We start from the raw sequence: 24,648 nt of genomic DNA, 5'->3' as shown, positions 1-24,648 counted from the left end.
ACTCGTCGGACCCCGTGCTGTTTGTCAGGGACGACTCGTCGGACCCCGTGCTGTTTGTCAGGGACGACTCGTCGGACCCCGTGCTGTTTGTCAGGGACGACTCGTCGGTAACCGTGGGGGTCAGGTCAACCGTCGCATCCGTCTCCTCCGGCTCCGGCGTCACCGTGTCGTTCTCGGCCGCCGGCAGGCCGTCGTCCGGCTCCTCCGTGGGTGTCGCCTCAGGGGAAGAATCATTTTCAGAGCCGGTTGGTTCGGAAAGGGGGTCTTCGGACGACTGGCTATCGTCGCCGGTCGCTCCGGCACCGGCCTCCGTCTGCTGATCGCTTCCCGCGAGAGGATCGCCAGGGGTATCCACGGGCGAGCCCGCAAGTGCCGGCACGACGGAGGCCGAAACAAGGAGAATCGCAAGGATCACCGCGATTCTGTCCATAATTTTCATCATCCACTCCTCTCTTCATCCGGTGGCCCCGCCCGCACAAGAACACGCGCCTCGCACGGGCGGGGACTGATCACCGGTTCTCGCGATGTCGTCTTCCCACTACCAGGAGGCAGATGAACGCGAGTGCTGCGGCAACCGGGGCCGGGGAGAGCGGCAGGTTTAAGCCCGACGAATCGGACTGAACTGTGAAGACCATATCCTTCGACTCGGTCGTTTTGCCCTCGAAGACGGCACAGGTCTTCATCGTGTACTCCCCAGGCTCCGTCGGGGTGTAGTACGCAGTCAGGGGATCCTCCGAGAAGACCAGAACGGTCATCTCGTCGCCGGTAATGACGTCGACAAGGCTCCCGCCACGGTAAACCTCGCCCGAAAGTTTGGCCCTCGTTGCGATGGATCCCGAGTTCTTGAAGAGCCCGGTGATCTTGATCGGCTTGCCGACGACGAGCGCCCCGTCGTAGTTGAGATCGATCAGTTCACCCTGCCGGGTCAGGGACCCTAACGGCTGGATCTCGAAGGTGCGCCCCTCCTCTGCCAGAACCTCTCCGCGGAGCGAGACCGTCACGTTTGCCTGGCAGGTTCCGGTGGGGTACCCATCATTTGGCCAGCGCACGACGATCTGTTCCGTGGTTCCGGGACGGACCGATGTTTCGGCCCACGAGACGGTGTCGATGACCGACCCGTCACGGGAGATGACGGCGGTGATCTCAGGGGTCACCACGACGTTTCCGGTGTTCTTGAACCCGACCTCAATCCCCAGCGGGACATCCACTTCGGTGTTCCTCACCACGATGCTCGTGACCTCGCCGGAGACCTTCTCGACGTCGGTCACAGTGATCTCCACGGCGGATTTCGCCTGGAGGATCATCCCCACCGAGCCGGGAATCTCTTCGCCGGGTACCGTCTCGACGACGATAGTTGCCGTATAACGGCCATTGGCCGCGTCTTCGGGGACCGTCACGCGCATCAGGACAGGGGTCTGGCCATTCTTCGGGACATAGACCTTCTCAATCTCTTCATCGTCTTCGATGGTAGAGAACAGGATCCAGTCCCCTGCGGAACCTTCGGTCTTGAGGATCACCTCAAAACCCGTATCGGAGGGGTTAAAGACGGTCAACGACCGCTCGAAAGACCCTCCACGCAGCCCGTTCTCTATCGTCAGGCTGGAAGGTCCAACGGCTATGCCTGCAGCACTCACGGGCTGGCAGACGAGCACCGCCACCAGTACGATGACAGCGACCGTCACCACCCTTCTTCTCAGATTCATCGCCTCTCCTTCTTCTCAGTTGTCTTGGGCTACGTTCTCGCAGCCATAAATGCCGGTTGTTGCGCCGATCTCCGGCGCAAATCCGGCAGGATAGTCACAACCTGTACTGCACCCGATCTTACTCGAGAATCTCGTTGTCATCGCACGACTCGATAGCCCCGAGGATCATTGTGCCGCACTTCTCGCCGGTGGTCCCCTTGAAGACCTCAAGGTAGAAGTCGAGCTCGTCCTGGTCGCAGAGCGTGAGGGCGTTCGGCAGGACGACGGGCTCGAAGGGCTCGTAGTAGGCCGCGTTGGCGTTATCGTTGCCCATGCGGGCGCCCCACTCGACGTTCCAGCCGTTCAGGCTCTCTCCAAGCTGCATGTCGTCCTGCTGGATGGCGACCTGCAGGTGGGTGTTGCCGATGTTGCGGACGGTCGGGCGGTTGTCACCCTCGCTGAAGACGGTGTTGCCTGCAACCCACTTGGGCACGTTGATGTTCACGCTGCCGTAGTTGACCGAGCTGAAGTCGATGTCAAAGGCGGTGACGGGCACGTACTCGAAGGTGTTGTAGAGCGGCTCGGCCCAGTTGTTGTTGTGGTCGATGGCGTTCGCCTCAACGCAGTAGTCACCAGCGGGAGCGCAGTAGCAGAGGTCAGCCTGGCCGACCCAGAGAGCGGCGGTGCCCTTCTCGAGGTACTCGGTGAGGATGAGGTTGGCGTCGTAGCCCTCGGCAACGGTCAGCAGACCGCGGTCCAGAGCCCGCTGGAAGAGCGTCACGGCCTGGTCCTGGTTGTTGACCTTCGTGCCCATCACCTGGTACACGAACGAGCCGTTGCCCCAGCAGTTCTCCGGCTGGGAGACATCCCAGGAGACGACGTTCACATCGCCGTTCTCCTCATCATCGTAGACAACAGCGTAATATTTAACAGTCTTCACGCCGTTGTACGTTACGGGGGGCAGGAACTGGCTTCCCGGGATAGCGTGTGTCGGATCGCCGTCTTCCCAGGATCCAGTGGTGTCAGCTTCCCATTTGCAGAGCACAATGGGGACTTCTCCTCCCCCCGTCGCAATCTGGGCCAACGTTTCGACATCTTCTCCATCTACGGGGGTGCACATCGGCACCACTTCCGCCGACACCGGCAGGACCATGGCTGCCAGTATCATCATAACCGCGGTAGCGATACCTAGCGGTACTCGAACTTTCATCTCCAATCACTCCTTGGATTTGACTCCCGGGCGGTGGTTTACGAGACGGGTCGCCCGGCACAGTAGCATGACCGCTCTCCCGGATAACCGGGACGGCCCTGCCTCACCGGCCTGCCGGGCGCCCGTCGAGATTAACGTCTCCCCCCCCGGCTGGCCTCAGCGGCTACCGTGAGCAGGAGATATCCATCATCACATATATAGTTATCCCTGATCCAGGGTCCCGGAGGAATGTTGTGGACGGTTTTTAAAGGTTGTAGGGGGTGCTACGGGGATTGTTTATAAGCAACACATTATAAAAATAAATTTCACCGAATTGCCGGAATTATGGAAAAATCCGGGAGGGTTTGGTGTACATGGGAGGGAGGGATACCCGGGAAGCCGGATCGCCCCGGGATCTCGACTCACGATCCATTGGAGGGGCTGGTTTTGGAAACCGGAACGGATCACCCATTATTTAAAACCATACCTTTTTACTTCATGGGTTGCCGGCAACAGGGAGCTCCGGTTACGTGCCGCCGGAGCGCCCCGGCCTCCGCCGCACCCGCGGCTCCCCGAGCAGCCACCCGGCATACGGGACGCGGGAGAGGTGCCGCACCGCCCCGTAACTCACCACGGCCGCCGCGGCGAAGATCACCGGGTAGGTTTCCCAGTCCGCCCACGAGAGCCCCGTGAGGGAGGTCCAGGCGGCCGCACCGGCGGCGATGACGAGCGGGTGGACGAGGTATATCCCGTAGGAATGCTCCCCGAATAACCGGGAAGCAGCCGCACGCCGGCCCCCCCTCTCATCCAGCCGCCAGGCCGCGAGGACGAGCGCGGCGATGACGGGAACGTAGTAGAACGGCTCCAGGATCCGGTAGATGCAGAAGACCGCGAGAGTCGCGCCGGAGATACTCCCGTAGCGGAGCACGGTCGCCGCCCAGATGCCGCCGATGAGGAGGGCGCCCGAACCGGCCGCGGCGAGGATCCACGCCGCCGGGAGAGAGCGGAGCGCCGAGCGGCAGCCATCGGTATACCGGGCGGCGTGGATCCCGAGGACGAAGTAGAGGAGGTGCGACGGAAAGAGGCGGATCAGCACCGTGTACCACTCCGTGCCCGCGAACGCTCCCGCAAGGTGGGCGCCCGCGTTCCAGAGGACCTGGAAGAAGAGAAGGGCGAGGAGGAGAAAGAGCGCCGCCCCGCTCCGGTCGAACCGGTCGTAGCCTCTCATGATCAGGGGGAAGAGGAGGTAGAACTGGATGATCAGGACGAAGAACCAGAGGTGGTAGGCGGCGGTCCCGAGGAGGAGGGCTTCTGCCGCCATCTCCGGAGAGGGAACGCCGGCGAACCCGATCGTCCCCTCGACCGTCACCATGAGGTAGAGCGCGGTGAAGAAGAGGTAGGGAAGGAGGATCGTCCTCGCCCGGCGCCGGTAGAATCCACGGAGCGGGTAATCGCCGGAATACCGCGCCGCAAGCACCCAGCCGGATATGAAGACGAAGACCGGCACCGCGAAGTGGGCGGCGACGTAGACGAAGACGTCGAGAAGCTCGAGCAGGCTCATTTCGGGGATCCGGGTGAAGTTCATCGAGACGTGGACGGCGATCACGGCAAGGGCGGCAAACCCCCGCAGATACTCGACCTCCCGGAACCAGACCACCGCAGCCACACCTCTCTATCGCCCGCAGGACACTGCACCATTGCAGGCCGGGTATATAACTGCCCGCACACGCAGCAGGTCAAGCACTAATAATACCCTAAGACACCATCTATCCAGGAGAGTTGAGTCCATGCAGTACTCGGAAGGACAGGTAGGCAGGGTCTTTACCGTACGGATCGACGACGGAGAGGACTTCCTCCGGGAAATCCAGCGGTTTGTCACGGCGATGAACGTCAGGTGCGGCACGATCCAGTTCCTCGGCGCCCTGAGATCGGGGAAGATCGTGACGGGACCGAAAGAGCCGGTCATCCCGCCGACCCCCCGCGGCGAAGAGATTTTCGGGGGCTGGGAACTCCTCGGGTTCGCGACCATCTACCCGGGAGAGGACGGGCCGTCCATCCACCTTCACGCGGCGGCGGGGAAGGGGATACGCTCGCTCGCCGGGTGCCTCCGGGAGAAGGCGGAGATCTACCTGGTGATCGAAGCGATCGTCACGGAGTTCGTCGGCATCGTCGCAAAACGGCTCCCCGACGAGAAGACCGGCGTCAACCTCCCGGTCTTCGACCGGACGCTCCCATGACCGGGCAGCCGGAATACCTCCCGATGACGGTTGCGGAGGCGGAGCGTCTCGGCATCGACCGGTTCGACATCGTCCTCGTCACCGGCGACGCCTACGTCGACCACCCCTCCTTCGGAACCGCGCTCCTCGGCCGGGTGCTCTGGAACGCCGGCTACTCGGTCGGCGTCATCGCCCAGCCCGACTGGCGGAGCGACACCGACTTCCGGCGTCTCGGCGAGCCGCGGCTCTTCTTCTCGGTCTCGGCCGGAAACGTCGATTCACTGGTGAACGCCTTTACGCCGAACCTGAAGCGGCGGCGAACGGATGTCTACTCGCCGGGGGGAAAACTCCTCCGGCCCGACCGGGCGACCCTCGTCTACACCGACCGCATTCACGCCCTCTTCCCGAAAACGCCCATCGTCATCGGCGGGATCGAGGCGAGCCTCCGGCGGTTCGCCCACTACGACTACTGGTCCGACTCCGTCCGGCAGGCCATCCTCGCCGACGCGCCGGCCGACCTCCTCGTCTTCGGGATGGGGGAACGCCAGGTGGTCGCGATCGCCGACCGTCTCGCCGACGGCGAGACCCCGAGAGACCTCACCGACATCCCCGGCACCGCCTACCGTCTCGACCTGAAGACCTGGCGGAGCATGGATCACGCCGGGTACGTCGTCCTTCCCGGCTATGCGGAGGTGAAAGAGGAGCGATATGCTTACGCAAAGGCATTTGCGATGCATTATACCGAACAGGACCCTCTCCGGGGCAGGACCGTGGCCCAGCCGCACCCGAAGACCGTCGTCGTCCAGAACCCGCCGGCGATGCCGCTCTCGGGGGATGAAATCGACCGGGTCTACGAACTCCCCTACACGCGGAGAGCCCACCCCTCCTACACCGAGCCCATACCCGCCCTCGAACCGGTCAGGTTCTCGGTCGTCACCCACCGGGGATGCTTCGGCGCCTGCTCCTTCTGCGCCCTCACCCACCACCAGGGACGGATCATCCAGAGCCGGAGCGCGGACTCGATCGTCCGCGAGGTGGAGCGGATGGCGAAGATGCCGGAGTTCACCGGGGTCGTCCAGGACGTCGGGGGCCCGACGGCAAACATGTACGCCATCCACTGCAGCCGGTGGGAGACCGCCGGGACCTGCCCCGACCGCCGCTGCACCGACTGCCCCGCGCTCGACCGGAGCCACGAGGCGCAGATCCGCCTGCTCCGGCGGCTTTCGGAGATCCCGGGGGTGAAACGGGTCTTCATCGCCTCGGGCATCCGCTACGATCTGATCCCGGAGGAAGAGGATTATCTCGCCGAGGTCTGCGCCCACCACGTCTCCGGGCACCTCAAGGTCGCCCCCGAACACGTCTCGGAACGCGTCTGCGCCTGCATGGGGAAACCTCCCCGCGAGGCGTTCGATGCCTTCCGCGAACGGTTCGAAGCCCTCCAGGAAGGTAAGAAGAAACGGCAGTACCTCGTCCCCTACCTGATGTCCGGCCATCCAGGATGCCGGATCACCGATATGGTCGAACTTGCCGAGTACGTCAGGGACACCGGTCTCTACACCGAACAGGTCCAGGACTTCACGCCGACCCCGATGAGCGTCTCGACGACCATCTACCATACCGGGCTCGATCCCTTCACCCTCGAAGACGTCCACGTCCCGAAAGGGCGGGAGAAACGGGTCCAGCGGGCGCTCATGCACTACCGCGACCCGGAGAACTACGGGATCGTCTGCGAGGGGCTCCGCGCCGCCGGGCGGGAAGACCTCATCGGGAACGCATGGAAATGCCTCGTCCCGGCAAAACGAAAAAAGAAGAAGTAAGGCTATCAGCGCAGGATCGAACTGGCGGCAAACCCGGCAGCCATCGCGAGCGTCCGGCTCGGGATCCGGGGGATCAGCAGGGTCGTCACCGCGAGCGTGACCGCGAAGTTGGCTGTCGTCCCGGGGGTGACGGCGGCATCGAGCATCCGCATCGTACAGGAGCGCCATTCACGGGGAGGGGGCGAAGAGGGGAGCGCGACCCGCCCCGCAAGGTCGCTCGCCGTCCGCATGGCCGTCGACCGCCACGAATCCGTCTGCGATACACTCCGTCTGCAGGTCATGATACCCAGAGGTAGGTACAAAAGATTACTTATTCCTATGGTCGGCAAACCGCTCCCGGATCCGGCGTATGTGCTTCCAGTGACAGGAGGGGCAGAGGGCTTCCAGATTCCCGAGGGTGTGGGGTCCGCCGCAGATCGCCGGTTGCCGGAGGTCGAAGTACGTCGACCGGGCGTCGAGCGGGGCGCTGCACCCGGCGCATCGGTTGTCCTGCCGCTCAAGGACAGTCCGGACGGCCTCGTGCGTGAGATACGCATCCCCGATAGGCGCATCGTCGGGATAGATCGCGGTATGGATCCCTCGCTCAGATGTCACGCGGAGAAATTATTTTTCCAGATGATAAATCTTGCGATACGGGGGGAGGAATATAGCGCCTACGAGGAGGGATTCCTGCAGTTCTCGGCCGCCTGGAGTTCAGGGGGAAGGTGCGCCCCGCTCGACGGTCTCGTTCACGAGACCCATCCCCGACTCCGCCAGATCCATCAGGCGCTCGAGATACCCGACTCCCGCCTCGAGCCACCCGAACACGTCGCGGGCGAGCGAGATCAGGTCGCCGGCAATCTGCGCCAGCTCCCCGATAAACGCCCGAACCGATTCGACCGTCTCGAGCACGCGCTCCGGTGTGTCGGAATCGGGCAGCGCGACGGCGACCGGCTCCGCACCTCCCGCCGCTACGACGGCAACAAGGAGCAGGATGATAGCGATCATCCGCATGCCGTCACCTCATCGGCCGGAACGCCGACGGAGCGGTTGATAGACGATCCGTTCCGCATAGAGATTGTTACGGCATCGATTTCTATTAAGCCATCTGCTCCGTGGTTCCCAAAAAACAGCCGCCGGTGTCCGGGGAATAAAGAGAAAAGACCTATTACCCTAAATGGAAGATATTCTGGCATGCAATCCGAGATTACCGGAGACAACCTGCAGATGGTGACCCTCCGCCTCGCCCCCGGCGAGAGCGCCTGCGCCGAGGCCGGCGCCATGGTCAACATGAGCGGGAACATGCAGATGACCACCAACGTGAAAGGCGGGCTCTTCAAGGGGCTCAAGCGGATGATGACCGGCGAGAGCCTCTTCATGACCGAGTTCACCCCACAGGGCGGGGAAGGGTTCGTCTCGTTCGCCGGGAACGTCCCGGGGAAGATCTTCACTCTCGACCTTAACGGGAACGAGTTCATCGCCCAGAAGGATGCGTTCCTCTGCTCCGAGCAGGGCATCGACCTCGATATCGCGTTCACGAAGAAGATCCGGTCGGGCGCGTTCGGCGGCGAGGGGTTCATCCTCCAGCGGCTCTCCGGCAGCGGGAAGGCGTTCCTCCACTGCTGCGGCGACATCATGGAGATGACGCTTGCACCGGGCGAGGTGATCCGGGTCGAGACGGGCCTCGTCGTCGGGTTCGAGAGCACCGTCGACTACAGCATCCAGCTCGCCGGCGGCGTGAAGACCGTCTTCTTCGGCGGGGAGGGGCTCTTCCTGACCACGCTGACGGGGCCGGGCAGGATCGTCCTGCAGTCGATGGATATCGCGAAACTCGCGAGTTCCCTGATGCCCTACCTCCCCATCCAGAACTCGTCGGGACGGTAACCTGATAGTCCGCGAAACCCAAGTCTACGGCATGAACCCGCCGACGACGGACCTCGTCATGGTGGTCCACGGCCCCGAGGCCTTCGATGCCGGGGACGTCGGGCGGCTGATCGCCCTCCTCTCGCCCCGGCGGGTGCTGGTCGCGGGGGTGATGGCCCGGACGGCCGCCGAGGAGTCGGGGCTTTCGGTCGTCTGCACAGACAAGCGGCCGAGTACGGTGCTCGGGAGTCTTTCGGAGCGTGCGTGCCTGGTCAACCGGGGAAAGACCCCGGAGTCGGGGCGGATATTCGGCGAGCTTGTCGCCGGCAGGCTCGAAGGGCTCGTCCACGTCGAGACCTCGAGCGGCACCGTCTATTGCTGGAACCGCGGGGACGGCACGCTCGCGGAGGAGATCGCACGGCTGACGGGTTACGCCCTCGTCCGTGCGGAGAGCGACGGCGCCCGGCGGGAAGGCGTGCGGGAGATCCGCGGGTGCCTGCCGGGGGAAGCGGTCTTCGTGAACGGGATCGTCATCGGGACGGCGACGGCGGAGACGGTCGTCCTCGCGAGCGAGAACGGAACCCTCCGGGCCGTCTCCGGACTCGACCCGAAACCGCACGGGCTTGAGAAACTCCTCCGGGCGGGTATCCCCGAGATCCGGAAAGCCTGGTGTAAGAGCGGGGCGGTGCGCTCGGCCCCGCCCCGGCAGGGCGAACGGGGCCGCCGCGGGGGGAGGATCGCGGTCATCGACCACTGCGGTCACACCCTCTACGGGGAGATCGGAGAGGAAGTCTGCGGCGTCCTCGCCATCGGCGACGATACCACCGCCGTCTGCGGGCATATCTGCTCGCATTCCGGCATCCCCATCTTCGGGGTGGTCGACGGGGACGCCGACGCCATCGTACAGCCCGGATACGCCCCCGGGTCGGTGGTGGTCGAGGTCCTAGACGGCCGGGACGACGACGTCGGGCGGGAGATTGCGGCCGTCCGGAGTCTCGAAACCGACTCGTGGGAGGAGTGGGTCGAAGAGACGCTCCGCGTCCTCGCAGGAAGGGTGCGGGTCGTCCTCGACCTTCGTGGAGAGTGAAGCATGCGATGCGCCGAGTGTAAAGGAAGGGGGTTCTGCGGGCTCGAACGCTGCCCGATCATGAGCAGGTTCTATGCGCAGCTCCCGGCCCGGCAGAGCGACCATTACCAGGGAGCCGCGCCGTCGGTCTTTGTGGGGAGTTACGGCTACCCGAAAGTCGCAGGGGGGCCGCTGATGATCGACGACGCCGACCATCCGCCGGACTGGGTGGCACGGGGCCTCGGGATCGAGGATATCGTGGGGCTCCGGGCCCGGACGATCCGCGGCGCCGGTGAGGCGAAGAACCTCTCCGGGAGCATCCAGGAGATCGCGCTCTCAAGCCTGCCGCTCGACGTGGAAGTCCGGTTCAACAAACCTGTCGCCTTCGACCTCCGGTTCGACGGGACGATCGCCCCGGTCGGGCTCACCGGCGCCATCAAAAAGATGGATGTCCTCGAGAACGCCCGGGTTGACCGTGCGGTCGACCGGGTGACCTCCGATACCGATCTCGGCGCGACCGACGCCTGTGAGATCCTCAACGCCTCGGGAACCGACGTCTACCGGATCACGCAACTCCTCACCGCCGGCCTCCTCGGGAGCGAGAAGAAGCGGCGCGTCGTCCCCACCCGCTGGGCGATCACGGCGGTCGACGACACGGTCTCGAAGCAGCTCAAGAAGAAGATCGCCCGCTATCCCCCGCTCTCCGGGACAGAGGTCTTCTCCGCCGCGCTCTACGGCAACCACATCGTCTGTCTCCTCGTCCCGGGGGACTGGAAGTTCGAAATGATCGAAGTCTGGGGAAAACAGTCGCTCTGGGGCGGCGGGAGCGAGTCGATCGCCGTGGACGGCGAAGGGCTCACCAAGTCCGGCTACTCACCGCTCGCGGGGGCATACTACTCGGCACGCCTCGCGGTCGCGGAGTACCTGGAGAGCGTGCGACGATCGGCACGGGTACTCGTGCTCAGAAACGTCACCGGCGAATACTGGGCGCCGCTCGGCACCTGGGTCGTGCGGGAGGCGACGCGGAACGCCATGCGGGGCCCAAAAACCCCATGCGCCGATTTTCGCCAGGCAATCGACGTTGCCTCCCGGCTCATCGGGTTTGGCCACTGGCAGCCCCACAGCAGGCTCATCCCGGAACTCGTGACGCAGAAGACGCTGTTTGAGTTTTAGGCTCTGTTGAAACCCTAATCAGATTATTCCCCACCTCGATGAGGCGGTGCTGGTCCCGGCTTGCCCGGGGGATCGGCCTTTTTCTCGACATGTCCCTCTGCAGTGGACCGTGGGGGCCTGCGCACCTTCAGTGCTCGAACTCACGCCGTGCCGCTGGTCGTTTATCGCAATTGGGGGAACGACAGTCCGCAGGACAGGAGTTCGAGAAACCCAAAGGGTTTCGCTGTGAGGCTGACGAGGAGTGTGTGGAAACGAGCTTGAGCACCATTAGGTGCGAGGGGGTCTCCCCCCTGTCTCCAACGCGCAGAGATCCACACTCTTCGTAACCCCCCACCGCCCGCGCTTCGCGCTCCTCCCGCCCCCCGAGGGGGGGCGGGCAGTGCGTGGCGATAGGCGACGGGCCGAATGACCGGAGCAGGAGAAGACCGAAGGTCTTGGACTTGCGATGGACGGAACGTCCGGAGCACGAGCACCGAAGAACGACGTTCCGCCTGGGAACAGAGTTTGAGCACCGGAGGTGCGAAGGTGCGCAACCCGACGGAAAGCCGTGCCCCGGAATGCCTCTATATTGCGATCGTCTGAAACGAACTCAAGAGATTTAGCAAAAGCGGTTTTACAGCGACCCCAGTCCGTTCTTCTGCCGGGCGTAGCGCTCGACGAGGGTATCAAGGGTCTCGACCTCGTCGACGCTCTTGTCCTCGCGCACCCGGACGAACCGCGGGAACCGGAGCGCGTAGCCGCTCTCGTAGTTCGGGCTCGTCTGGATCTCGGAGTAGCCCACCTCGAAGACCACCTCCGGCTCGAGCGTCACCTCTTTTCCGGAGCGGGCAATCACCCTGTCCTTGAAGAGGGCGTAGAGGTCGGCCAGCACCTCGTCCGTGATCCCGGTTGCAACCTTCCCGACGGGGAGGAGCCGGCCCTGGTCCTGCACCGCGAGCAGGAACGACCCGAACGTCCCGGCCCTCCGGCCCTCGCCCCACTCCGCCCCCACGACCGCGAGGTCGAGCGTCTCGACGCCGGGTTTGACCTTCACCCAGAGCCGGCCCCGGACGCCGGGGGTGTAGGGCGAGTCGAGGACCTTCACCATCACGCCCTCGTGCCCGAGGTTCAGGGCTTCGGCGTAGATCGCCTCCGCCGCGGCCGCATCGGTGGCCGGGAACTGCGGAGCGACGTGTGCACGGAGCACCTCATCGAGGGCTTTGCGCCGCTCCGCGAGGGGGCGATCCATCAGCGTCTCGCCGTCCAGGTAGAGGATATCGAAGACCCTCGGCACGAGCTCGATCTGCTCCATCATCGAGTCCACCTCGTGCTTGCGCCGGAACCGCCGGATCACGTACTGGAACGGCATCGGCTTCCCGTCGCGGACGGCGACCGCCTCCCCGTCCAGGATGACGTCGTGATCGGTGGCTTCCAGGAGGAGGTTCGCGATGTCGGGGAGGCTCCCCGTGACGTCCTCCAGTTTCCGCGAGTAGATCCGGCAGACGCCGCCCACCTTGTGGAACTGGAACCGGCTCCCGTCGTACTTGTACTCGACCGCCACCTCGCCGTGATCCTCAATCTGGGCAGCGATGGTGCCCGCCTGCGCGAGCATCATCTTCACCGGCCGGAACGGCTCGATCGTCACGCGGGAGAGCGCGTCGGGGTCGCGCCGGGCAAGGAGGGCGACCTCGCCGAGATCGTTCAGCGCCTGGTGGGCATGCTCGACCAGGCGGACGTCGACCTCGAACGCCTTCGCGACGGCGTCGCGGACGTTCCCCTCGCCCATCCCGATCCGGAGTTCCTCGAGCATCAGCCGCGCGAGATAGCGCCCCTCAAGCGGGCGGGCGTTGCCGAAGAGGCCCTCCGCCACGCGGAGTTTCTCCCGCTGCGACCGCTGCCCCTCGGCGGCCGCCATCCGCTCGAACTCCCGGTAGACGTCGGTGAGGTCGAGTTCCTTGATGAAGAACGACGTCTGCTCCTTCTTTGCAAGGAGCCCTTCGACGGCGAGGCCCACGTCGCCGGTCGTGTTGATCGCCTCGCGGACGGTCTCCCGCTTCGTCCCGACAACGTAGGCCACGGCGTCGTAGAGGAGGTTCGGGCCCACGCCGAGTTTTTTGGTGCTCCAGTCGGGGAAGACCCTGCCCATGACGAACCGGACGAAGACGGGGAGTTCCCCGTCGTCGAGCCGGGGAAGAACGGCAGCGACCTGCTCGATCATATCGAGCCGTCCCGGGATCCCTTCGAGGCGCTCGCAGACGCGGGCGAACTCCAGAAACTGCATACCCATAATCTCCTGAAGTATTACCCGGCGTGGTCAATCAACCCTTCTGTTCTGCCGCGGCCGGTTCGGCACGATTGATGTGGGAGCATCGCCTATTTGTATCCATGCACCAGGACGAAGAAACCAAAGAGATGCTCCGCGACCTCATCTGGCTCAACGCCCTGATAGCCACGGAGCTCATCCAGATCACCGAGAACACTTCCCAGATCCTCCGGAAGGCTGCTCCCCCGGAGTCCTGCATCGTGGAGCACGCGGCTCTCCGGGAGACGGCGCTTGAGATCGCCGACCGCTACAGGCCCGACACGATGCTCCGGCAGCACGTCGCTGAGCACCAGTGAAAATAGGTGATGCGGCCGCCGTCAGGCAGCGGCCGGCACCAGACCGGCATCCCTGACGACGAGATCCATCGTCTGAACCGCCTCTTCCGTCAGGTCGATGGTGGTGGTCGTGCCGTTCGCCGCATCGACGGTGCTCGCCGTCTCGCCGGGAGCCCCCATACCGGGGACGGTGAAGCCGTAGCCCTCCGGCAGGACGATCTCAACGGTGTAGTTCCCGGGGAGGACGCCGCTGAAGATGTAGAGCCCTTCGCAGGCGTGGGCGAACGTCTCCGCCGTTGCAACCCGCTCCCCCGCGGCGTCGAGGAGGTGGACGGCAACGCCGCTCATGCCCCACTCGCCGGGACCCTGGACGCCGTTTGCGTCGGCGTCCAGAAAGATTGTTCCTCCGATCGTGCCGACGGTCTTTTCATATGCTGTACCCGGCTCCGCCGGAACTGCGGCGCTTGCGATCGAACCGAAGACGAACGCTGATACGATGATTGCTACAAGAACGCTGATATATCTCAATCGGCTCACCTCGTCTCCCGGATGCCGTGAAGGCCTCCGGGCGTGTAACCCCCCGAAAGAACGCATTGTTCACATCTGCTGTCTTTCGGTGGCCGGACAGGCCGGAATTTTTTCCGATCCGGTACCGGTCCGGGGTTCCGACACCCAATAGGCATTATAATATATTAATATTTTTATGATAGCAGAGGGTGGAGCCCGGGAGTACAGGACATCATTTGAGCAGCCAACACGGAGCCAGGCATGAAAACAGGGAATAACCCCGCCTCCGCAACCCCCAACGATCGGGAGCAGTAAACCACGATGTGCAGGAAACCACAGAAGGAGCGCGCACACTTGTTGTCGACCGGCGTCTTATCCGCTCCGATTAATCATCTTCGTCTCGGTCATCGTCATCTTCTTTTACCTTCGTTCGGTCGTCTTCATCCTCTGTCTTCTCTTTCCGGTTGTCGTCCTCTCCGGTCATTTTCCGATCGTTACCGGCATCATTCTTTGGGGCCTGCGGATCATCGGTCACGACCGGCCCGCCCTGATCATCGTCCGCCGCGTCGGCGGGGGTCTCGTCCCCCCACTCTTCGCGGGCAGCCGTCTCGGCCTGTTCCTCCTGCTCATTGCCTGCTATGCCTGCGTCAACCTCATTCACCGGTCCCCCGGGCGCATCGCCCGGAGGCGGGATAGAGGCCAGGGAGAGGATCAACCCCGCATCCCTAACAACCATATCACCCCCGCCGACCGAAAACGGGCCGGTCGTCCCGGTCGACGGATCGGCGTGGCTGTCACCGCCGGGACTTGTGAAGGCGTAGCCATCCGGCGCAGTGAACGCGACGGAGTACTCCCCGGGCGGGAGGGGGCCGAAGAGGTACATGGAGAAGTAACTGTCATGATAGCCGGTGCGGGCCGATGCCGCCACATTCCCGCCTGCATCCAGGAGGGTGACCTCGACGTCCGTCAGGCCGTCGGTTCCGTCCCTGATACCGTCCCCGTTGCCGTCGCTCCAGGTCGTCCCGAGCACCCACCCGTAGGCCGTAGCCGGGGTCAGGGGGAAGGGACTTCCGGTGAAGCCGGCGTTCAGGGTCCGCTGCCCGTCCACCACTTCAGCGTATGCCACATTCCCGCCGAGAGAAGAGGCATGGTTGTCAAGCCCCAAGACGGTGCAGGAGAAGCCGTCCGGCAGGACGAACTCGGTGCCGGCGTACCTGCCGGAGGCGACGTCACCGAACCCGTACGACCCATCCGGGCCGGTGGTGGTGTAGTCCATCATGGTCCGCTCCCCGATCAGCCGGACGCTGATGCCGGGGATGCCCGGCTCACCGGGGTCGAGAATGCCGTTAGCATTCAGATCGTACCAGACCATCCCCGAGAGCGATCCGCTGGTATCGTTGTCGTTCCCGTCGTCGTCGTCGTTGTCGTCGTCATTGTCGTCGTCATCATTATCCTGCGTCACGGCCGGAGACGGGGCGGCCGTCATCGTCGGCGCGCCTGTGGGTCCCGTTGTCCAGGTGGGCCCGGACGTCGGAGCCCCCGTCGGAACTCCGGTAGGGGACGGCGGTGTGGTCCCCGTCGGGCCCGTCGGGCCCGCCGGGACCGGTGACAGGGCAGGCGTCACCGTTGCGGCCGGTACCGGCGGTTTCTGGGAGATTATCGGGGCTTTCGAAGGTTTGGCAGGGGCCGCCGTGGGTTCGGGCGTCGGGGTAGTAGTCGGCGTCGGCGTGGGCTCCGGCCCCAGTTTCACCGCCCAGGCATCCGTATTCGCTGCTCCTCCGCTCTCCGTGGCGTTGAACGTCCCTGCAAAGACGAACTCACCTGGTGTGGACTCGATAAGCGATGCGGCCGCATCACCGGGGTTTACGCCGCCGAACGTCCTGCTCCATGCCACCGCTCCTTCGATATCGGTCTTAACCAGCCAGGCGTCGGTATCGGCCACCCCGGGGTAAGCCGTCTCCCCGGCAAAGAGATAGCCGCCGTCCGTGGTCTCGACGACGGCCGACGCCGTTTCGTTCACGCCGAAGTCGCCGTAGATCCAGTTCCAGAGGATATCCCCGTCAGGCGTGAGTTTGATGAGGAGAGCATCGGTATCGGCCGTCGTGTTATCGGGCCGCTCGGTGAACGTCCCGGCGACAAGCAGGTTGCCGTCCGAGGTGTTGATCACCGCCCGGCCGGCATCGTCGTCGGGGCTGCCGAACGTCCGGTTCCAGACCTCAGCTCCCGACCCGTCCAGCCTGGCCACCCAGACGTCGGCCATGCCCGCTCCCGAGGACCCGGTGGTGCCGGCAACGACGAAATCCCCGCCGGGAACCCGGGTGACGGCGTTCGCGGCATTCTCACCCGCTCCGCCGAACGTCCGATTCCAAACCTCCGTACCCGTCTCGTTCACCCTGACCACCCAGGCCGCGGACTCGTTTCCCTCCCGCAGCGCGGTTGAGCCTGCGAAGACGTAACCTCCGTCTTCGGCCTCGACAACCGCGTTTGCCGAGGCGTTGACGTCCGGGCCGCCGTAGGTCCGGTTCCAGACCTCGCCGCCGGAGGGATCTATCATCACAAGCCAGGCATCGGTGTCGGCCTGCGTCCCGTTCGTGACGAGGGTGAGGTTCCCGGCGAAGAGGAGGTTGCCTTCACCGGTTCGGATGATAGAGTGCGCAGCGTCGATCTCATCCCCGCCATATGTTCTATTCCACTCCTCGCCGCCGTCCGGCGCGAGGCGGATCACCCGGGCGTCCGTCTTTGCGCCGGACGATGCCGTCTCCCCGGCGAGGAAGAATCCGGTTCCGCCGGGATCGGGGACGACTGCGTGTGCCGCGTCGTAAGCATCGGGTCCTCCATACGTCCGGTTCCAGATAACTGCAGGATCTCCCGCCTGTGCTCCCGCGGCTGCAACGAGCGCGAGTGCCGACAGGAGAATAATCGCGAAATAGGTGCCGCATCGCATCATTTACCTCTCCTCGTCTCCACCCCGGGAACAGGCCTGCGTTCCGTGCCGGATACGGCTCGACAGGGCTCGTTCGTCGAAAGCCGGGCATCCGGCAGGGCCTTCGAATCTCACGCCGCCGCGGGGCCTGCACTTCAATAGGCCAATTATTATAATAATCTTATTCTAAAACGCAACCCGGATGCTCCCGGGCATTCGGTCCGGAGCATGACCCAGCTCCACAACCATCAATACGCTTATGAACAAATCCTGATAGGAGACCCGTATGAAACTCTTGCTTGCGATTGCCCCTGAACAGTTCAGGGACGAGGAACTGGAGATCCCGAAACGGACCTTCGAGGAGGCGGGGATCGGCGTCGATCTCGCCTCTACGGTCACCGGCGCATGCACGGGGATGCTGGGATGCATCGCTGAGGCAGCCATGACGTTTGAGGACGTGGCTCCCGACGACTACGCCGGGATCGTGATTGTGGGCGGCAGCGGTTCACAGGAGCACCTCTGGGGAAGCGAAAGGCTCCGGGACCTTGTCCGGTCGTTCTTCGAGCAGGGCAAGGTCGTCGCCGCCATCTGCCTCGCACCGGTCGTGCTGGCACGGGCGGGCGTCCTCGCCGGACGGCAGGCGACGGTATACCCGAGCCCGGCGGCTGTCGCGGAGATGAAGAAGGCAGGAGCAAACTTCCTTGAGATCCCCGTCGTCGCCGACATGCAGGTCGTGACCGCCAACGGCCCCGAAGCTGCCGCACAGTTCGCCGACACCATCATCACGAAACTGGAATGCTGAACGATACACGCGCCGACGGCGTGAACCCGGCGGACTGCACTCTGGTGATCCCCGCATACAACGAAGAGCGGCGGATCCGGTCGCTCCTCGAGGACGTCTCGGGCTTTCGAGGCGATCTCGTCTTCGTCTGCGACGGAACCGATGCCACCCCCGCGATCATCGGTGCGTTTGCGGGCGCTCACCCGTCGCTTTCCATCCGGTGCCTGACGTTTCCGGCCCGGCTCGGGAAAGGGGGAGGCGTCGTTGCCGGGATGGAGGCGGCGGCGACGCCCTTCGTCGGCTACATGGACGCAGACGGTTCGACCGCGATATCCGAGATGGAGCGGCTCTTCGACCGTCTCGCAACCGCCGACGGCGCCATCGGCTCGCGCTGGGTTCCGGGCTCGGTCATCCCCGTGCGGCAGGGGTTCCGGCGCCGGGTCGAGAGCCGTCTCTTCAACCTGATGGTCAGGTCACTCTTCGGGCTCGATTACCGGGACACCCAGTGCGGCGCGAAAGCATTCCGGAAGGATGCGCTTGAGGAGGTTCTCTCCTCGATCCGGTCGACCGGGTTCGAGTTCGACGTCGAACTCCTCTGGCGGCTGCGCCGGAACGGCTACCGGGTGGAAGAAGTCCCGATCACCTGGGAGAACCGGGACGAGTCGAAGGTGATGACATCGGACGCGAAGGCGATGCTGATGGGGATGCTCCGGCTCCGGTTCGGGTGAGGGGATCCGGGGCGTAGGCGTGCCTTCGCGTTCTTCGCGGCTTCGCGCGAAACCTGCTGTTGTCCCTGTACTGTTGCTTCACGCGAAGCCGCGAAATGCAACGTTCCACCGGAATGCGACTGCCGTACAGGCAGGGTTTGAACGCCGATAGGTGCGAGGAGAGTGTCAAACTACCGAAAGGACTTCTTTTTTTGCGTGAGACGGAATTGTTCTCCCCACCAGAGCAAACCGCCGGGTTTTAAGGTTCTCCGGGCGAACGGATTTTACAGGAACAGTGATCCGGTGTTTGAGAAGACAACCTTCGTGGAGGAGATCAACGGGGGCGTGCAGGTCGACGCGCCGTTCGTGGTGGAAACCGCAGAACTCCGCGAGAAGCGGGGCGGCAAGTATATCCAGCTCGCCATCTCCGATAAGACCGGCCGGGGAACCTGCAAGGTCTGGGGGACGCCGGATCACAGCGTGGAGCAGATCGAGGCGTTCTGCCGCGCGATCCGGCCGGGCGAGATCTACCGCATCCAGGGCTACGCGAAGATCTTCAACGGCGCCTGCGAGGTCAACGTGAACGACGGGATCGCCTGTCTCGCCGACCCGGTCCCGCAGGACAGGGTCGAGCCGTCCCTGTTCGTTTATGCGCCCGTCGATATCGAAAGCGTCCGGTTAGGGCTCGCCCGTATGGCCGCGAAGATCGAGGATCCCGGCATATCCTCCCTCGTCTCAACGGTCATGAACGACGCCCCGGGTTTCCTCGACGCTCCCGCGGCCAAATACCACCACCACGCCTACATCGGCGGGCTTGCGGAGCACACCCTCGAGACCGCGGAGATGGCGCTCTCTCTTTCGGGCACGGTCTCGCGGGCGGAGATGGATACCGACGTCCTCCTCGCCGGTGCGCTCCTCCATGATGTCGGGAAAGCGTCCTGCTTCTGCCGCCGGGGGTTCGCGTTCGTCCCGCTCCCGGATTACACCCTCGTCGGACACACGGCAATCGGGGCGGCGGCGCTCATGAAGCATTCCGCCGGTGTCGACCCTGCACGGTTCGGCCACATCCTCCATATCGTGATGTCGCACCACGGCTCTTACGGCGAGATCAAGCCGCGGACGCCGGAGGCCTGGGCGGTTCACTTCGCCGACAACGCGAGCGCGTACCTCCGGGCGACCTGCGACGACGCCGCGGATCTCGCGCCGGGAGAGGGGAGGCAGGGGGCACGGTGCCGGGCCCCGGTCTACCGGTTCTGAAAGTGCAGGGGCGCACCCGGGCGTAAACCACATGACGCTATATCAAAAAATGCCGCAATTCTTGCCCCTTTTCAAGAATTCTCTATTATCCTATGAGTATAAGGCTTTTCCGATCCGCGCCGGAACACCCACCGGCAAAAAAGGTTACGATTCCTTCAGGTAGGCTTCGGGGTCGCGTTCGAAGAGTTTCTTGCAGCCCGGGGCGCAGAAGTAGTAGGTCCTGCCCTGGTACTCGGCGGTGTACTTCGCACTCGCCTCATCGACGTCCATCTTGCATACGGGATCAACTGCCACGTGCATCAGCCTCCGACAGCGTCCCCCTCTTCGCCGGAGGTATATAAGCCTTGAGCAGCAGGGAGAGCGAGACGACCGTCACCGACGAGAGGGCCATCGCGAGCGCCGCAAGTTCCGGCCGGAAGGTTATCCCGAAGAAGGGGTAGAGCACCCCCGCGGCGAGGGGGATGAGGGCGGAGTTGTAGGCGAACGCCCAGAAGAGGTTCTGCTTGATCCGGCTCATCACCTTCCGGGAGAGCTCGACGGCCGCGACGGCGTCGACGAGATCGTCGCGGATGAGCACGATATCCCCGCTCTCGATGGCGACGTCGGTCCCGCTCCCGATGGCGATCCCGACGTCCGCCTGCGCGAGCGCCGGGGCGTCGTTGATCCCGTCGCCCACGAACGCCACGACCTCGCCCCGCTCCTGGAGCGCCCGGACTTCCAGCGCCTTCTCCTGCGGCAGCACCCCGGCGTGGACGTCCTCGATCCCGACCTCGCGGGCGATGGCGTTTGCCGTCCGCTCGTTGTCGCCGGTGATCATCGTGACGGCAAGGCCCATACGTTTCAGTTCCTCAACGGCACGCTTCGTCGTCGGCTTGAGGGTGTCGGCGATTGCGAGGATGCCCGCGAGGTCGGCCCCGGCGGCGACGAGAACCGCGGTCTTCCCCTCGTCCTGGAGGGCGGCAATCCGGCGTTCCGCCCCCTCCGGGACGGTGACGCCGTGCTCCTCGAGGAACGGCTGGTTCCCGATCAGCACCTCCTCCCCATCCACCACGGCGCTGACCCCCCTGCCGCCGAAGGTCGTGAACTGTGCTGAAGCCGGGACGGTGACCCCTGCACTCTCCGCCCGGCGCACGACCGCCGCCGCGAGCGGGTGCTGCGAGTTGTGCTCGACCGCCGCGGCGACCGCAAGCAGCCGGTCCTCCGGCACCGCGAGCGCGACGACGTCGGTGACGTCCGGTTTCCCCCGGGTGAGCGTCCCGGTCTTGTCGAAGACGATCGCGGTCAGTTTCTCCGATACCTCGAGCGCCTCGCCGTTTCGTATCAGCACCCCGAGTTCGGCGCCCCGGCCGATCCCGACGGTCACGGCGGTCGGGGTGGCGAGCCCGAGCGCACAGGGGCAGGCGACGACCAGGACGGAGATCAGCACCGTGAGCGCAAAGAGGAGCGAGGAACCGAGCCCGAGGTACCAGACGAGGAAGGCGGCGGTCGCGATCGCGAGCACGGTCGGGATGAAGTAGGAGACCGCGACGTCGGCGATCCGCTCCACGGGCGGCTTCGAGCCCTGCGCGTCCCGGACAAGCCTGATGATCTGCGATAACACCATATCTTTCCCGATCTTCTCGGCACGGACCCGGAGCACGCCGTTTACGTTCAGGGTGCCGCCCACGACCTCGTCGCCCTCCTTCTTATCGGCCGGGATGGGCTCGCCGGTGATCATCGCTTCATCGACCGAACTCTCGCCGCCGACGACCGTCCCGTCCACCGGCACCTTCTCACCCGGCCGGACCAGGATGACGTCGCCGACGGCCACGGCCTCGACCGGGACCTCGACCTCCCGGCCGTCCCGGATCACCGTCGCGGTCCGGGGCCGCAGCCCGACGAGTTTCTTGATGGCCTCGGACGTCCTCCCCTTCGCCCGGGCTTCGAGGTAGCGTCCGAGCGTCAGAAACGCCGCGAGCATCACCGCGGTCTCGTAGAAGTTGAAGTCCGCCGTGAGGACGATCTGAAACGTCCCGAGAAGGCTTGCGCCGTAGGCGACGCCGATGCCCATCGCGTACATGACGTCCATCGTCAGCGCCCGGTTCCGGAGCGCGGCGGCCGCGGCCCTGAATATGGGGGCGCTGACGTAGAGAAAGACCGGGAGGGTGACGACCAGCATGACGAGGTTGATCGAGACCGGGAGGGCGGCCGCCCCCGGCATCCCGAAGAGCATGTAGAGGAAGAGCGGGATGCTCACCGCGAACCCGACGGCAAACCGGCGGAACTTGTCCCGGAGATCCGCCTCGCGCATCCGGGCCTCGACGTCCTCTGGGATCTCCTCCTCGAGCCCCAGGTACCGGTAGCCGGCATCCTCGACGGCGGCCCGGATATCCGCGGTCGTGACGAGCGCGGGGTTGTAGACGACGCGTGCGTTCTCGTTTGCGAGGTTGACGCGGGCCTCGTAGACCCCGTCGAGGTCCGCGAGCGAGGCCTCGATCACCCGGGCGCAGCTCGCGCAGACCATCCCCCCGATCCTGACGGTGGCCTCGCTCCTGATAACCCCATAACCGGCGTCCGAGACCGTCCGTTCAAGGTCGGCGAGGGTTGTCTTCGCCGGATCGTACTCTACGACGGCGGTCTCGTTTGCGAAATTGACCCGGGCGTCGTAGACGTCGTCCCGGCTCTGGAGAGCGCGTTCCACGTTGAGCGCGCAGGACGCGCAGTGCATCCCGGAGATCTTCAGTTCCGCCTTTCTCTTCTCCTCCGGCATGATACCCTCCTCACCCTGCGCGGATAAAATACCTGCTCTCACCAGTCCGTCTTCGCGCACCCAATCCCGGGAGGGGCCGGATTCTCAATGCGGCCTACGGCGATTTTTATACACAATATTATTATACTCCGGGCCGATTATATCGCCCCATCCTGAGGTGATTGTAGTGCAGAGAAGGGATATTCCAGCAGGGGAGAAGCAGTACGATGTCGAGCACATGGCATCGAGACAGGACGTCGACGGCCTGATCGAGGCGCTGCAGAGCGGCAATCCGACCGTTCGCCGGACCGCCGCACTCTCCCTCGGCGCGCTCGGGGAATGGCGGGGGGTGGACCCCCTCATCCGGGCGCTCACGGATCCGGTGCAGGACGTCCGGGAGGCGGCGGCGAACGCGCTCGTCATAGTCGGAACACCGGCGGTCGAACCGCTGATCGACCTCCTCGAGCGTCCCGGTGCTGCAGCAGGCTACGGGCTGCCGCGGGAAGCGCCCGGGGAAGGGGTGACGCAGGTCGACCTCCTCGGGGGGCCGGAAGGCATACCGGCCACGAAGAGGACTCTCCGGCACAGGGGAGGCATCAGGCAGCACGACGCGTTCGGCGGCCCGGAGGATATCAGGAGAGCAGGAGGCGGAAGGGCCCGCGAAGAGGAGGAAGGGCTTGCCCAGCACGATGCATTCGGCGGCCCGGAGGATCTCCGGAGGGCGGGAGGCAAGGTATCCCGCGACACCGAGGATGAGATCACCCAGCACGATCTCTTCGGCGGCCCCACGGATGTCGGGACGAGAAAGTCCCTCCGTCATCCAGAAATTGCGCAACACGACCTCTTCGGCGGTCCGGAGGACGCAAAGAAGCACGAGGCCCTCTTCCCCGGCGCGAGGAGGGCCGGCGTCGTGAAGGAAGGGGATGTCCCCGGCACGGGGCTCCGCCGGGCTTACGCCGCCGTCATCCTCGGCGAGATCGCGACCCGCGGGCGGAAGGGGCACTCGGCCGGTCGCTCTCCGACACCGACCCCGCCGTCCGGAGGGCGGCCGAGGACGGGATGGCACGGTTCCGGGAGAAGCGGGGCGAGGCCACGCCCGTCCCGCCGGCGTCCCGGTGACGAAGCGGAGGTGAACGCGTTGGAGCAAGAGGACGTGGGGAAGCGGTTCAATATCGACCTGCTGAGAGCAGAGAAGGATGTCGACGGCCTGATCGGGGCGCTCCGGAGCAGCGACGGCCTGACCCGCCAGCGGGCCGCCCTGGCGCTCGGGGACTTCGGCGGCGGTGATGCGGTCGGGCCGCTCGTCCGGGCGCTCGGCGATCCGCTGACGGCGGTTCGGGAGGCGGCGGCGGACTCGCTCACGCTGCTCGGGACGCCGGCGGTCGAACCGCTGGCCGAACTCCTCGAGAACCCGGAGACATCGGGGAAGTACGAGGAGGAGGCCGGGACCCCGGTGACCGTGACCGGGCCCGGCGGCCAGACCTGGGAGATCGAGACGCAAAGAGACCTCCGGCGGGTCTACGCGGCCGCCATCCTCGGCGAGATCGGCGATCCCGCCGCGCTAGAGCCTCTTGCCCGGGCGCTCCGGGACAAAAACGACGACCTCCGGTGCCAGGCAGCGGGAGCCATAGCGAAGTTCGGCAGCAGAGCGACGGAGCCGCTTCGCCGGATGCTCGCCGACCCGGATCCGAATACCAGGATCCTCGCGGCCGGCGTCCTCGGGGATACCGGGGAGGCGTCCGCGGTGGAGCCACTCATCGGGGCGCTCCGTGACAGGGACGACGACGTCCGGGGCGCGGCGGCGGGCGCCCTCATCCGGATGGGCGATGCCGCCGTCGAGCCGTTGATCGCGGTGACGAAGGATGCCGACCGGAACGTCCGGCTCTACGCGGCGGGAGCGCTCAAGTACATCGGCGACCCGCGAGCGATCGACGCGCTCCGGACCCTCACCCTGGACGAGGATAAGGATGTGCGAAGCGTCGCGGAGGACGCAATCGATGCGATCCAGATGGTCCGCGGGGAGGCCGCCCCGGAGCCGTCGCCGCCGACGTCGAGATAATTCATCTTATCGGGACTGTTCTATGGGAGCCACTGGGAGATCTGATCGCTTCTCGAACGCCAACTTTCCAACTGGTCACAACCCCGTGCACGGCTTTCCATAGGATATCGCCACGAGGGGGGAG

The 24,648-nt window shown here is 64.9% G+C and carries 22 protein-coding genes; 10 read left to right on the top strand and 12 right to left on the bottom strand.

Going from position 1 to position 24,648, the window contains the following annotated elements:
* The 4 genes from EI28_RS09485 to EI28_RS09470 form a co-directional block, all read right to left on the bottom strand.
* A partial coding sequence (locus EI28_RS09485) for a hypothetical protein (RefSeq protein WP_048114374.1) occupies positions 1-430 on the bottom strand: 430 nt, incomplete at its 3' end.
* Between the two features lie 79 nt (positions 431-509).
* On the bottom strand, positions 510-1,703 hold the full coding sequence (locus EI28_RS09480; RefSeq protein WP_048114372.1) for a hypothetical protein: 1,194 nt from the start codon (positions 1,701-1,703) through the stop codon (positions 510-512).
* 118 nt (positions 1,704-1,821) lie between these two features.
* The gene (locus tag EI28_RS09475) at positions 1,822-2,622 is read right to left on the bottom strand and encodes a hypothetical protein (protein ID WP_048114370.1); all 801 of its coding nucleotides are present in this window, start codon (positions 2,620-2,622) and stop codon (positions 1,822-1,824) included.
* Between the two features lie 775 nt (positions 2,623-3,397).
* Positions 3,398-4,537: an acyltransferase gene (locus EI28_RS09470; protein ID WP_231476695.1), complete on the bottom strand. Its 1,140-nt coding sequence runs from the start codon at positions 4,535-4,537 to the stop codon at positions 3,398-3,400.
* A 121-nt stretch (positions 4,538-4,658) separates the two neighbouring features.
* On the opposite strand from EI28_RS09470, the gene EI28_RS09465 reads away from it, so the two are divergent.
* Both EI28_RS09465 and EI28_RS09460 read left to right on the top strand, forming a co-directional pair.
* Complete coding sequence (locus tag EI28_RS09465) at positions 4,659-5,108, top strand: PPC domain-containing DNA-binding protein (RefSeq protein WP_048114368.1); 450 nt, start codon at positions 4,659-4,661, stop codon at positions 5,106-5,108.
* The gene (locus EI28_RS09460) at positions 5,105-6,904 is read left to right on the top strand and encodes a YgiQ family radical SAM protein (protein WP_048114367.1); all 1,800 of its coding nucleotides are present in this window, start codon (positions 5,105-5,107) and stop codon (positions 6,902-6,904) included. The genes EI28_RS09465 and EI28_RS09460 overlap by 4 nt, the downstream gene beginning before the upstream one ends.
* 5 nt (positions 6,905-6,909) lie before the next feature.
* On the opposite strand, the gene EI28_RS09455 is transcribed toward EI28_RS09460, so the two are convergent.
* The 3 genes from EI28_RS09455 to EI28_RS09445 all read right to left on the bottom strand — a co-directional run bounded on the left by EI28_RS09455 (position 6,910) and on the right by EI28_RS09445 (position 7,897).
* On the bottom strand, positions 6,910-7,185 hold the full coding sequence (locus EI28_RS09455) for a hypothetical protein (RefSeq protein WP_155937334.1): 276 nt from the start codon (positions 7,183-7,185) through the stop codon (positions 6,910-6,912).
* A gap of 25 nt (positions 7,186-7,210) precedes the next feature.
* Positions 7,211-7,498 carry an HNH endonuclease gene (locus EI28_RS09450; protein WP_231476694.1) on the bottom strand — a complete coding sequence of 96 codons (288 nt, stop codon included), beginning with the start codon at positions 7,496-7,498 and terminating at the stop codon, positions 7,211-7,213.
* Between the two features lie 99 nt (positions 7,499-7,597).
* A complete protein-coding gene (locus tag EI28_RS09445) occupies positions 7,598-7,897 on the bottom strand; it encodes a hypothetical protein (RefSeq protein WP_048114364.1) in 300 nt (99 codons plus the stop codon).
* A 180-nt stretch (positions 7,898-8,077) separates the two neighbouring features.
* On the opposite strand from EI28_RS09445, the gene EI28_RS09440 reads away from it, so the two are divergent.
* The 3 genes from EI28_RS09440 to EI28_RS09430 are packed head-to-tail and all read left to right on the top strand — an operon-like array spanning position 8,078 to position 10,985.
* Positions 8,078-8,767: a TIGR00266 family protein gene (locus EI28_RS09440; RefSeq protein ID WP_048114363.1), complete on the top strand. Its 690-nt coding sequence runs from the start codon at positions 8,078-8,080 to the stop codon at positions 8,765-8,767.
* Positions 8,768-8,798: 31 nt separating this feature from the next.
* Positions 8,799-9,833: a DUF2117 domain-containing protein gene (locus tag EI28_RS09435; protein ID WP_048114361.1), complete on the top strand. Its 1,035-nt coding sequence runs from the start codon at positions 8,799-8,801 to the stop codon at positions 9,831-9,833.
* A gap of 3 nt (positions 9,834-9,836) precedes the next feature.
* Positions 9,837-10,985 (top strand): Nre family DNA repair protein, encoded by a 1,149-nt coding sequence (locus tag EI28_RS09430; protein ID WP_048114360.1) that lies wholly within the window; start codon positions 9,837-9,839, stop codon positions 10,983-10,985.
* A 613-nt stretch (positions 10,986-11,598) separates the two neighbouring features.
* On the opposite strand, the gene EI28_RS09425 is transcribed toward EI28_RS09430, so the two are convergent.
* Entirely contained in the window at positions 11,599-13,245 is a 1,647-nt protein-coding gene (locus EI28_RS09425; protein WP_048114359.1) for an ATP-dependent DNA ligase, read from the bottom strand.
* 104 nt (positions 13,246-13,349) lie between these two features.
* Between EI28_RS09425 and EI28_RS09420 the strand changes: the two genes are divergently transcribed.
* A complete protein-coding gene (locus EI28_RS09420; protein WP_048114358.1) occupies positions 13,350-13,583 on the top strand; it encodes a hypothetical protein in 234 nt (77 codons plus the stop codon).
* Positions 13,584-13,604: 21 nt separating this feature from the next.
* Here the strand turns inward: EI28_RS09420 and EI28_RS09415 are convergent, their stop codons facing one another.
* Together EI28_RS09415 and EI28_RS15350 are read right to left on the bottom strand one after the other, a co-directional pair.
* Positions 13,605-14,099 (bottom strand): SdrD B-like domain-containing protein, encoded by a 495-nt coding sequence (locus EI28_RS09415; protein ID WP_231476691.1) that lies wholly within the window; start codon positions 14,097-14,099, stop codon positions 13,605-13,607.
* Between the two features lie 355 nt (positions 14,100-14,454).
* The gene (locus EI28_RS15350) at positions 14,455-17,016 is read right to left on the bottom strand and encodes an SdrD B-like domain-containing protein (RefSeq protein WP_304412416.1); all 2,562 of its coding nucleotides are present in this window, start codon (positions 17,014-17,016) and stop codon (positions 14,455-14,457) included.
* A 262-nt stretch (positions 17,017-17,278) separates the two neighbouring features.
* On the opposite strand from EI28_RS15350, the gene EI28_RS09405 reads away from it, so the two are divergent.
* The 3 genes from EI28_RS09405 (at position 17,279) to EI28_RS09395 (ending at position 19,737) form a co-directional block, all read left to right on the top strand.
* Entirely contained in the window at positions 17,279-17,794 is a 516-nt protein-coding gene (locus EI28_RS09405; protein WP_048114354.1) for a DJ-1/PfpI/YhbO family deglycase/protease, read from the top strand.
* Positions 17,788-18,501, top strand: a complete 714-nt coding sequence (locus tag EI28_RS09400; protein ID WP_048114352.1) for a dolichyl-phosphate beta-glucosyltransferase — start codon at positions 17,788-17,790, stop codon at positions 18,499-18,501. The genes EI28_RS09405 and EI28_RS09400 overlap by 7 nt, the downstream gene beginning before the upstream one ends.
* A 282-nt stretch (positions 18,502-18,783) precedes the next feature.
* Positions 18,784-19,737, top strand: coding sequence for an HD domain-containing protein (locus EI28_RS09395; protein WP_048114350.1), 954 nt, complete (start codon positions 18,784-18,786; stop codon positions 19,735-19,737).
* 144 nt (positions 19,738-19,881) lie between these two features.
* Here the strand turns inward: EI28_RS09395 and EI28_RS13525 are convergent, their stop codons facing one another.
* Together EI28_RS13525 and EI28_RS09390 are read right to left on the bottom strand one after the other, a co-directional pair.
* Positions 19,882-20,037, bottom strand: a complete 156-nt coding sequence (locus EI28_RS13525) for a YHS domain-containing protein (protein ID WP_369792283.1) — start codon at positions 20,035-20,037, stop codon at positions 19,882-19,884.
* Positions 20,021-22,486 carry a heavy metal translocating P-type ATPase gene (locus EI28_RS09390; RefSeq protein WP_048114348.1) on the bottom strand — a complete coding sequence of 822 codons (2,466 nt, stop codon included), beginning with the start codon at positions 22,484-22,486 and terminating at the stop codon, positions 20,021-20,023. The genes EI28_RS13525 and EI28_RS09390 overlap by 17 nt, the downstream gene beginning before the upstream one ends.
* A gap of 166 nt (positions 22,487-22,652) precedes the next feature.
* Here EI28_RS09390 and EI28_RS14880 point away from each other — a divergent pair, with 166 nt between their 5' ends.
* Positions 22,653-24,524: a HEAT repeat domain-containing protein gene (locus EI28_RS14880; RefSeq protein WP_231476690.1), complete on the top strand. Its 1,872-nt coding sequence runs from the start codon at positions 22,653-22,655 to the stop codon at positions 24,522-24,524.
* Positions 24,525-24,648: the final 124 nt, after the last annotated feature.

It is taken from the genome of Methanoculleus sp. MH98A (genome assembly GCF_000691865.1).
GTDB lineage: Archaea > Halobacteriota > Methanomicrobia > Methanomicrobiales > Methanoculleaceae > Methanoculleus.
The sequence above is the reverse complement of the archived record's forward strand: the minus strand, read 5'-3'. Positions and strand labels throughout refer to the sequence as shown.

What these genes read in the sequence shown, in the direction of transcription:
- EI28_RS09440 (WP_048114363.1), top strand. Translation starts at nt 8,078, where the DNA reads ATGCAATCCGAGATTACCGGAGACAACCTGCAGATGGTGACCCTCCGC.
- EI28_RS09460 (WP_048114367.1), top strand. Translation starts at nt 5,105, where the DNA reads ATGACCGGGCAGCCGGAATACCTCCCGATGACGGTTGCGGAGGCGGAG.
- EI28_RS09390 (WP_048114348.1), bottom strand. Translation starts at nt 22,486, where the DNA reads ATGCCGGAGGAGAAGAGAAAGGCGGAACTGAAGATCTCCGGGATGCAC.
- EI28_RS09400 (WP_048114352.1), top strand. Translation starts at nt 17,788, where the DNA reads ATGCTGAACGATACACGCGCCGACGGCGTGAACCCGGCGGACTGCACT.
- EI28_RS09430 (WP_048114360.1), top strand. Translation starts at nt 9,837, where the DNA reads ATGCGATGCGCCGAGTGTAAAGGAAGGGGGTTCTGCGGGCTCGAACGC.
- EI28_RS09480 (WP_048114372.1), bottom strand. Translation starts at nt 1,703, where the DNA reads ATGAATCTGAGAAGAAGGGTGGTGACGGTCGCTGTCATCGTACTGGTG.
- EI28_RS09425 (WP_048114359.1), bottom strand. Translation starts at nt 13,245, where the DNA reads ATGCAGTTTCTGGAGTTCGCCCGCGTCTGCGAGCGCCTCGAAGGGATC.
- EI28_RS09435 (WP_048114361.1), top strand. Translation starts at nt 8,799, where the DNA reads ATGAACCCGCCGACGACGGACCTCGTCATGGTGGTCCACGGCCCCGAG.
- EI28_RS09465 (WP_048114368.1), top strand. Translation starts at nt 4,659, where the DNA reads ATGCAGTACTCGGAAGGACAGGTAGGCAGGGTCTTTACCGTACGGATC.
- EI28_RS09445 (WP_048114364.1), bottom strand. Translation starts at nt 7,897, where the DNA reads ATGCGGATGATCGCTATCATCCTGCTCCTTGTTGCCGTCGTAGCGGCG.
- EI28_RS13525 (WP_369792283.1), bottom strand. Translation starts at nt 20,037, where the DNA reads ATGCACGTGGCAGTTGATCCCGTATGCAAGATGGACGTCGATGAGGCG.
- EI28_RS09420 (WP_048114358.1), top strand. Translation starts at nt 13,350, where the DNA reads ATGCACCAGGACGAAGAAACCAAAGAGATGCTCCGCGACCTCATCTGG.
- EI28_RS15350 (WP_304412416.1), bottom strand. Translation starts at nt 17,016, where the DNA reads ATGATGCGATGCGGCACCTATTTCGCGATTATTCTCCTGTCGGCACTC.
- EI28_RS09455 (WP_155937334.1), bottom strand. Translation starts at nt 7,185, where the DNA reads ATGACCTGCAGACGGAGTGTATCGCAGACGGATTCGTGGCGGTCGACG.
- EI28_RS09405 (WP_048114354.1), top strand. Translation starts at nt 17,279, where the DNA reads ATGAAACTCTTGCTTGCGATTGCCCCTGAACAGTTCAGGGACGAGGAA.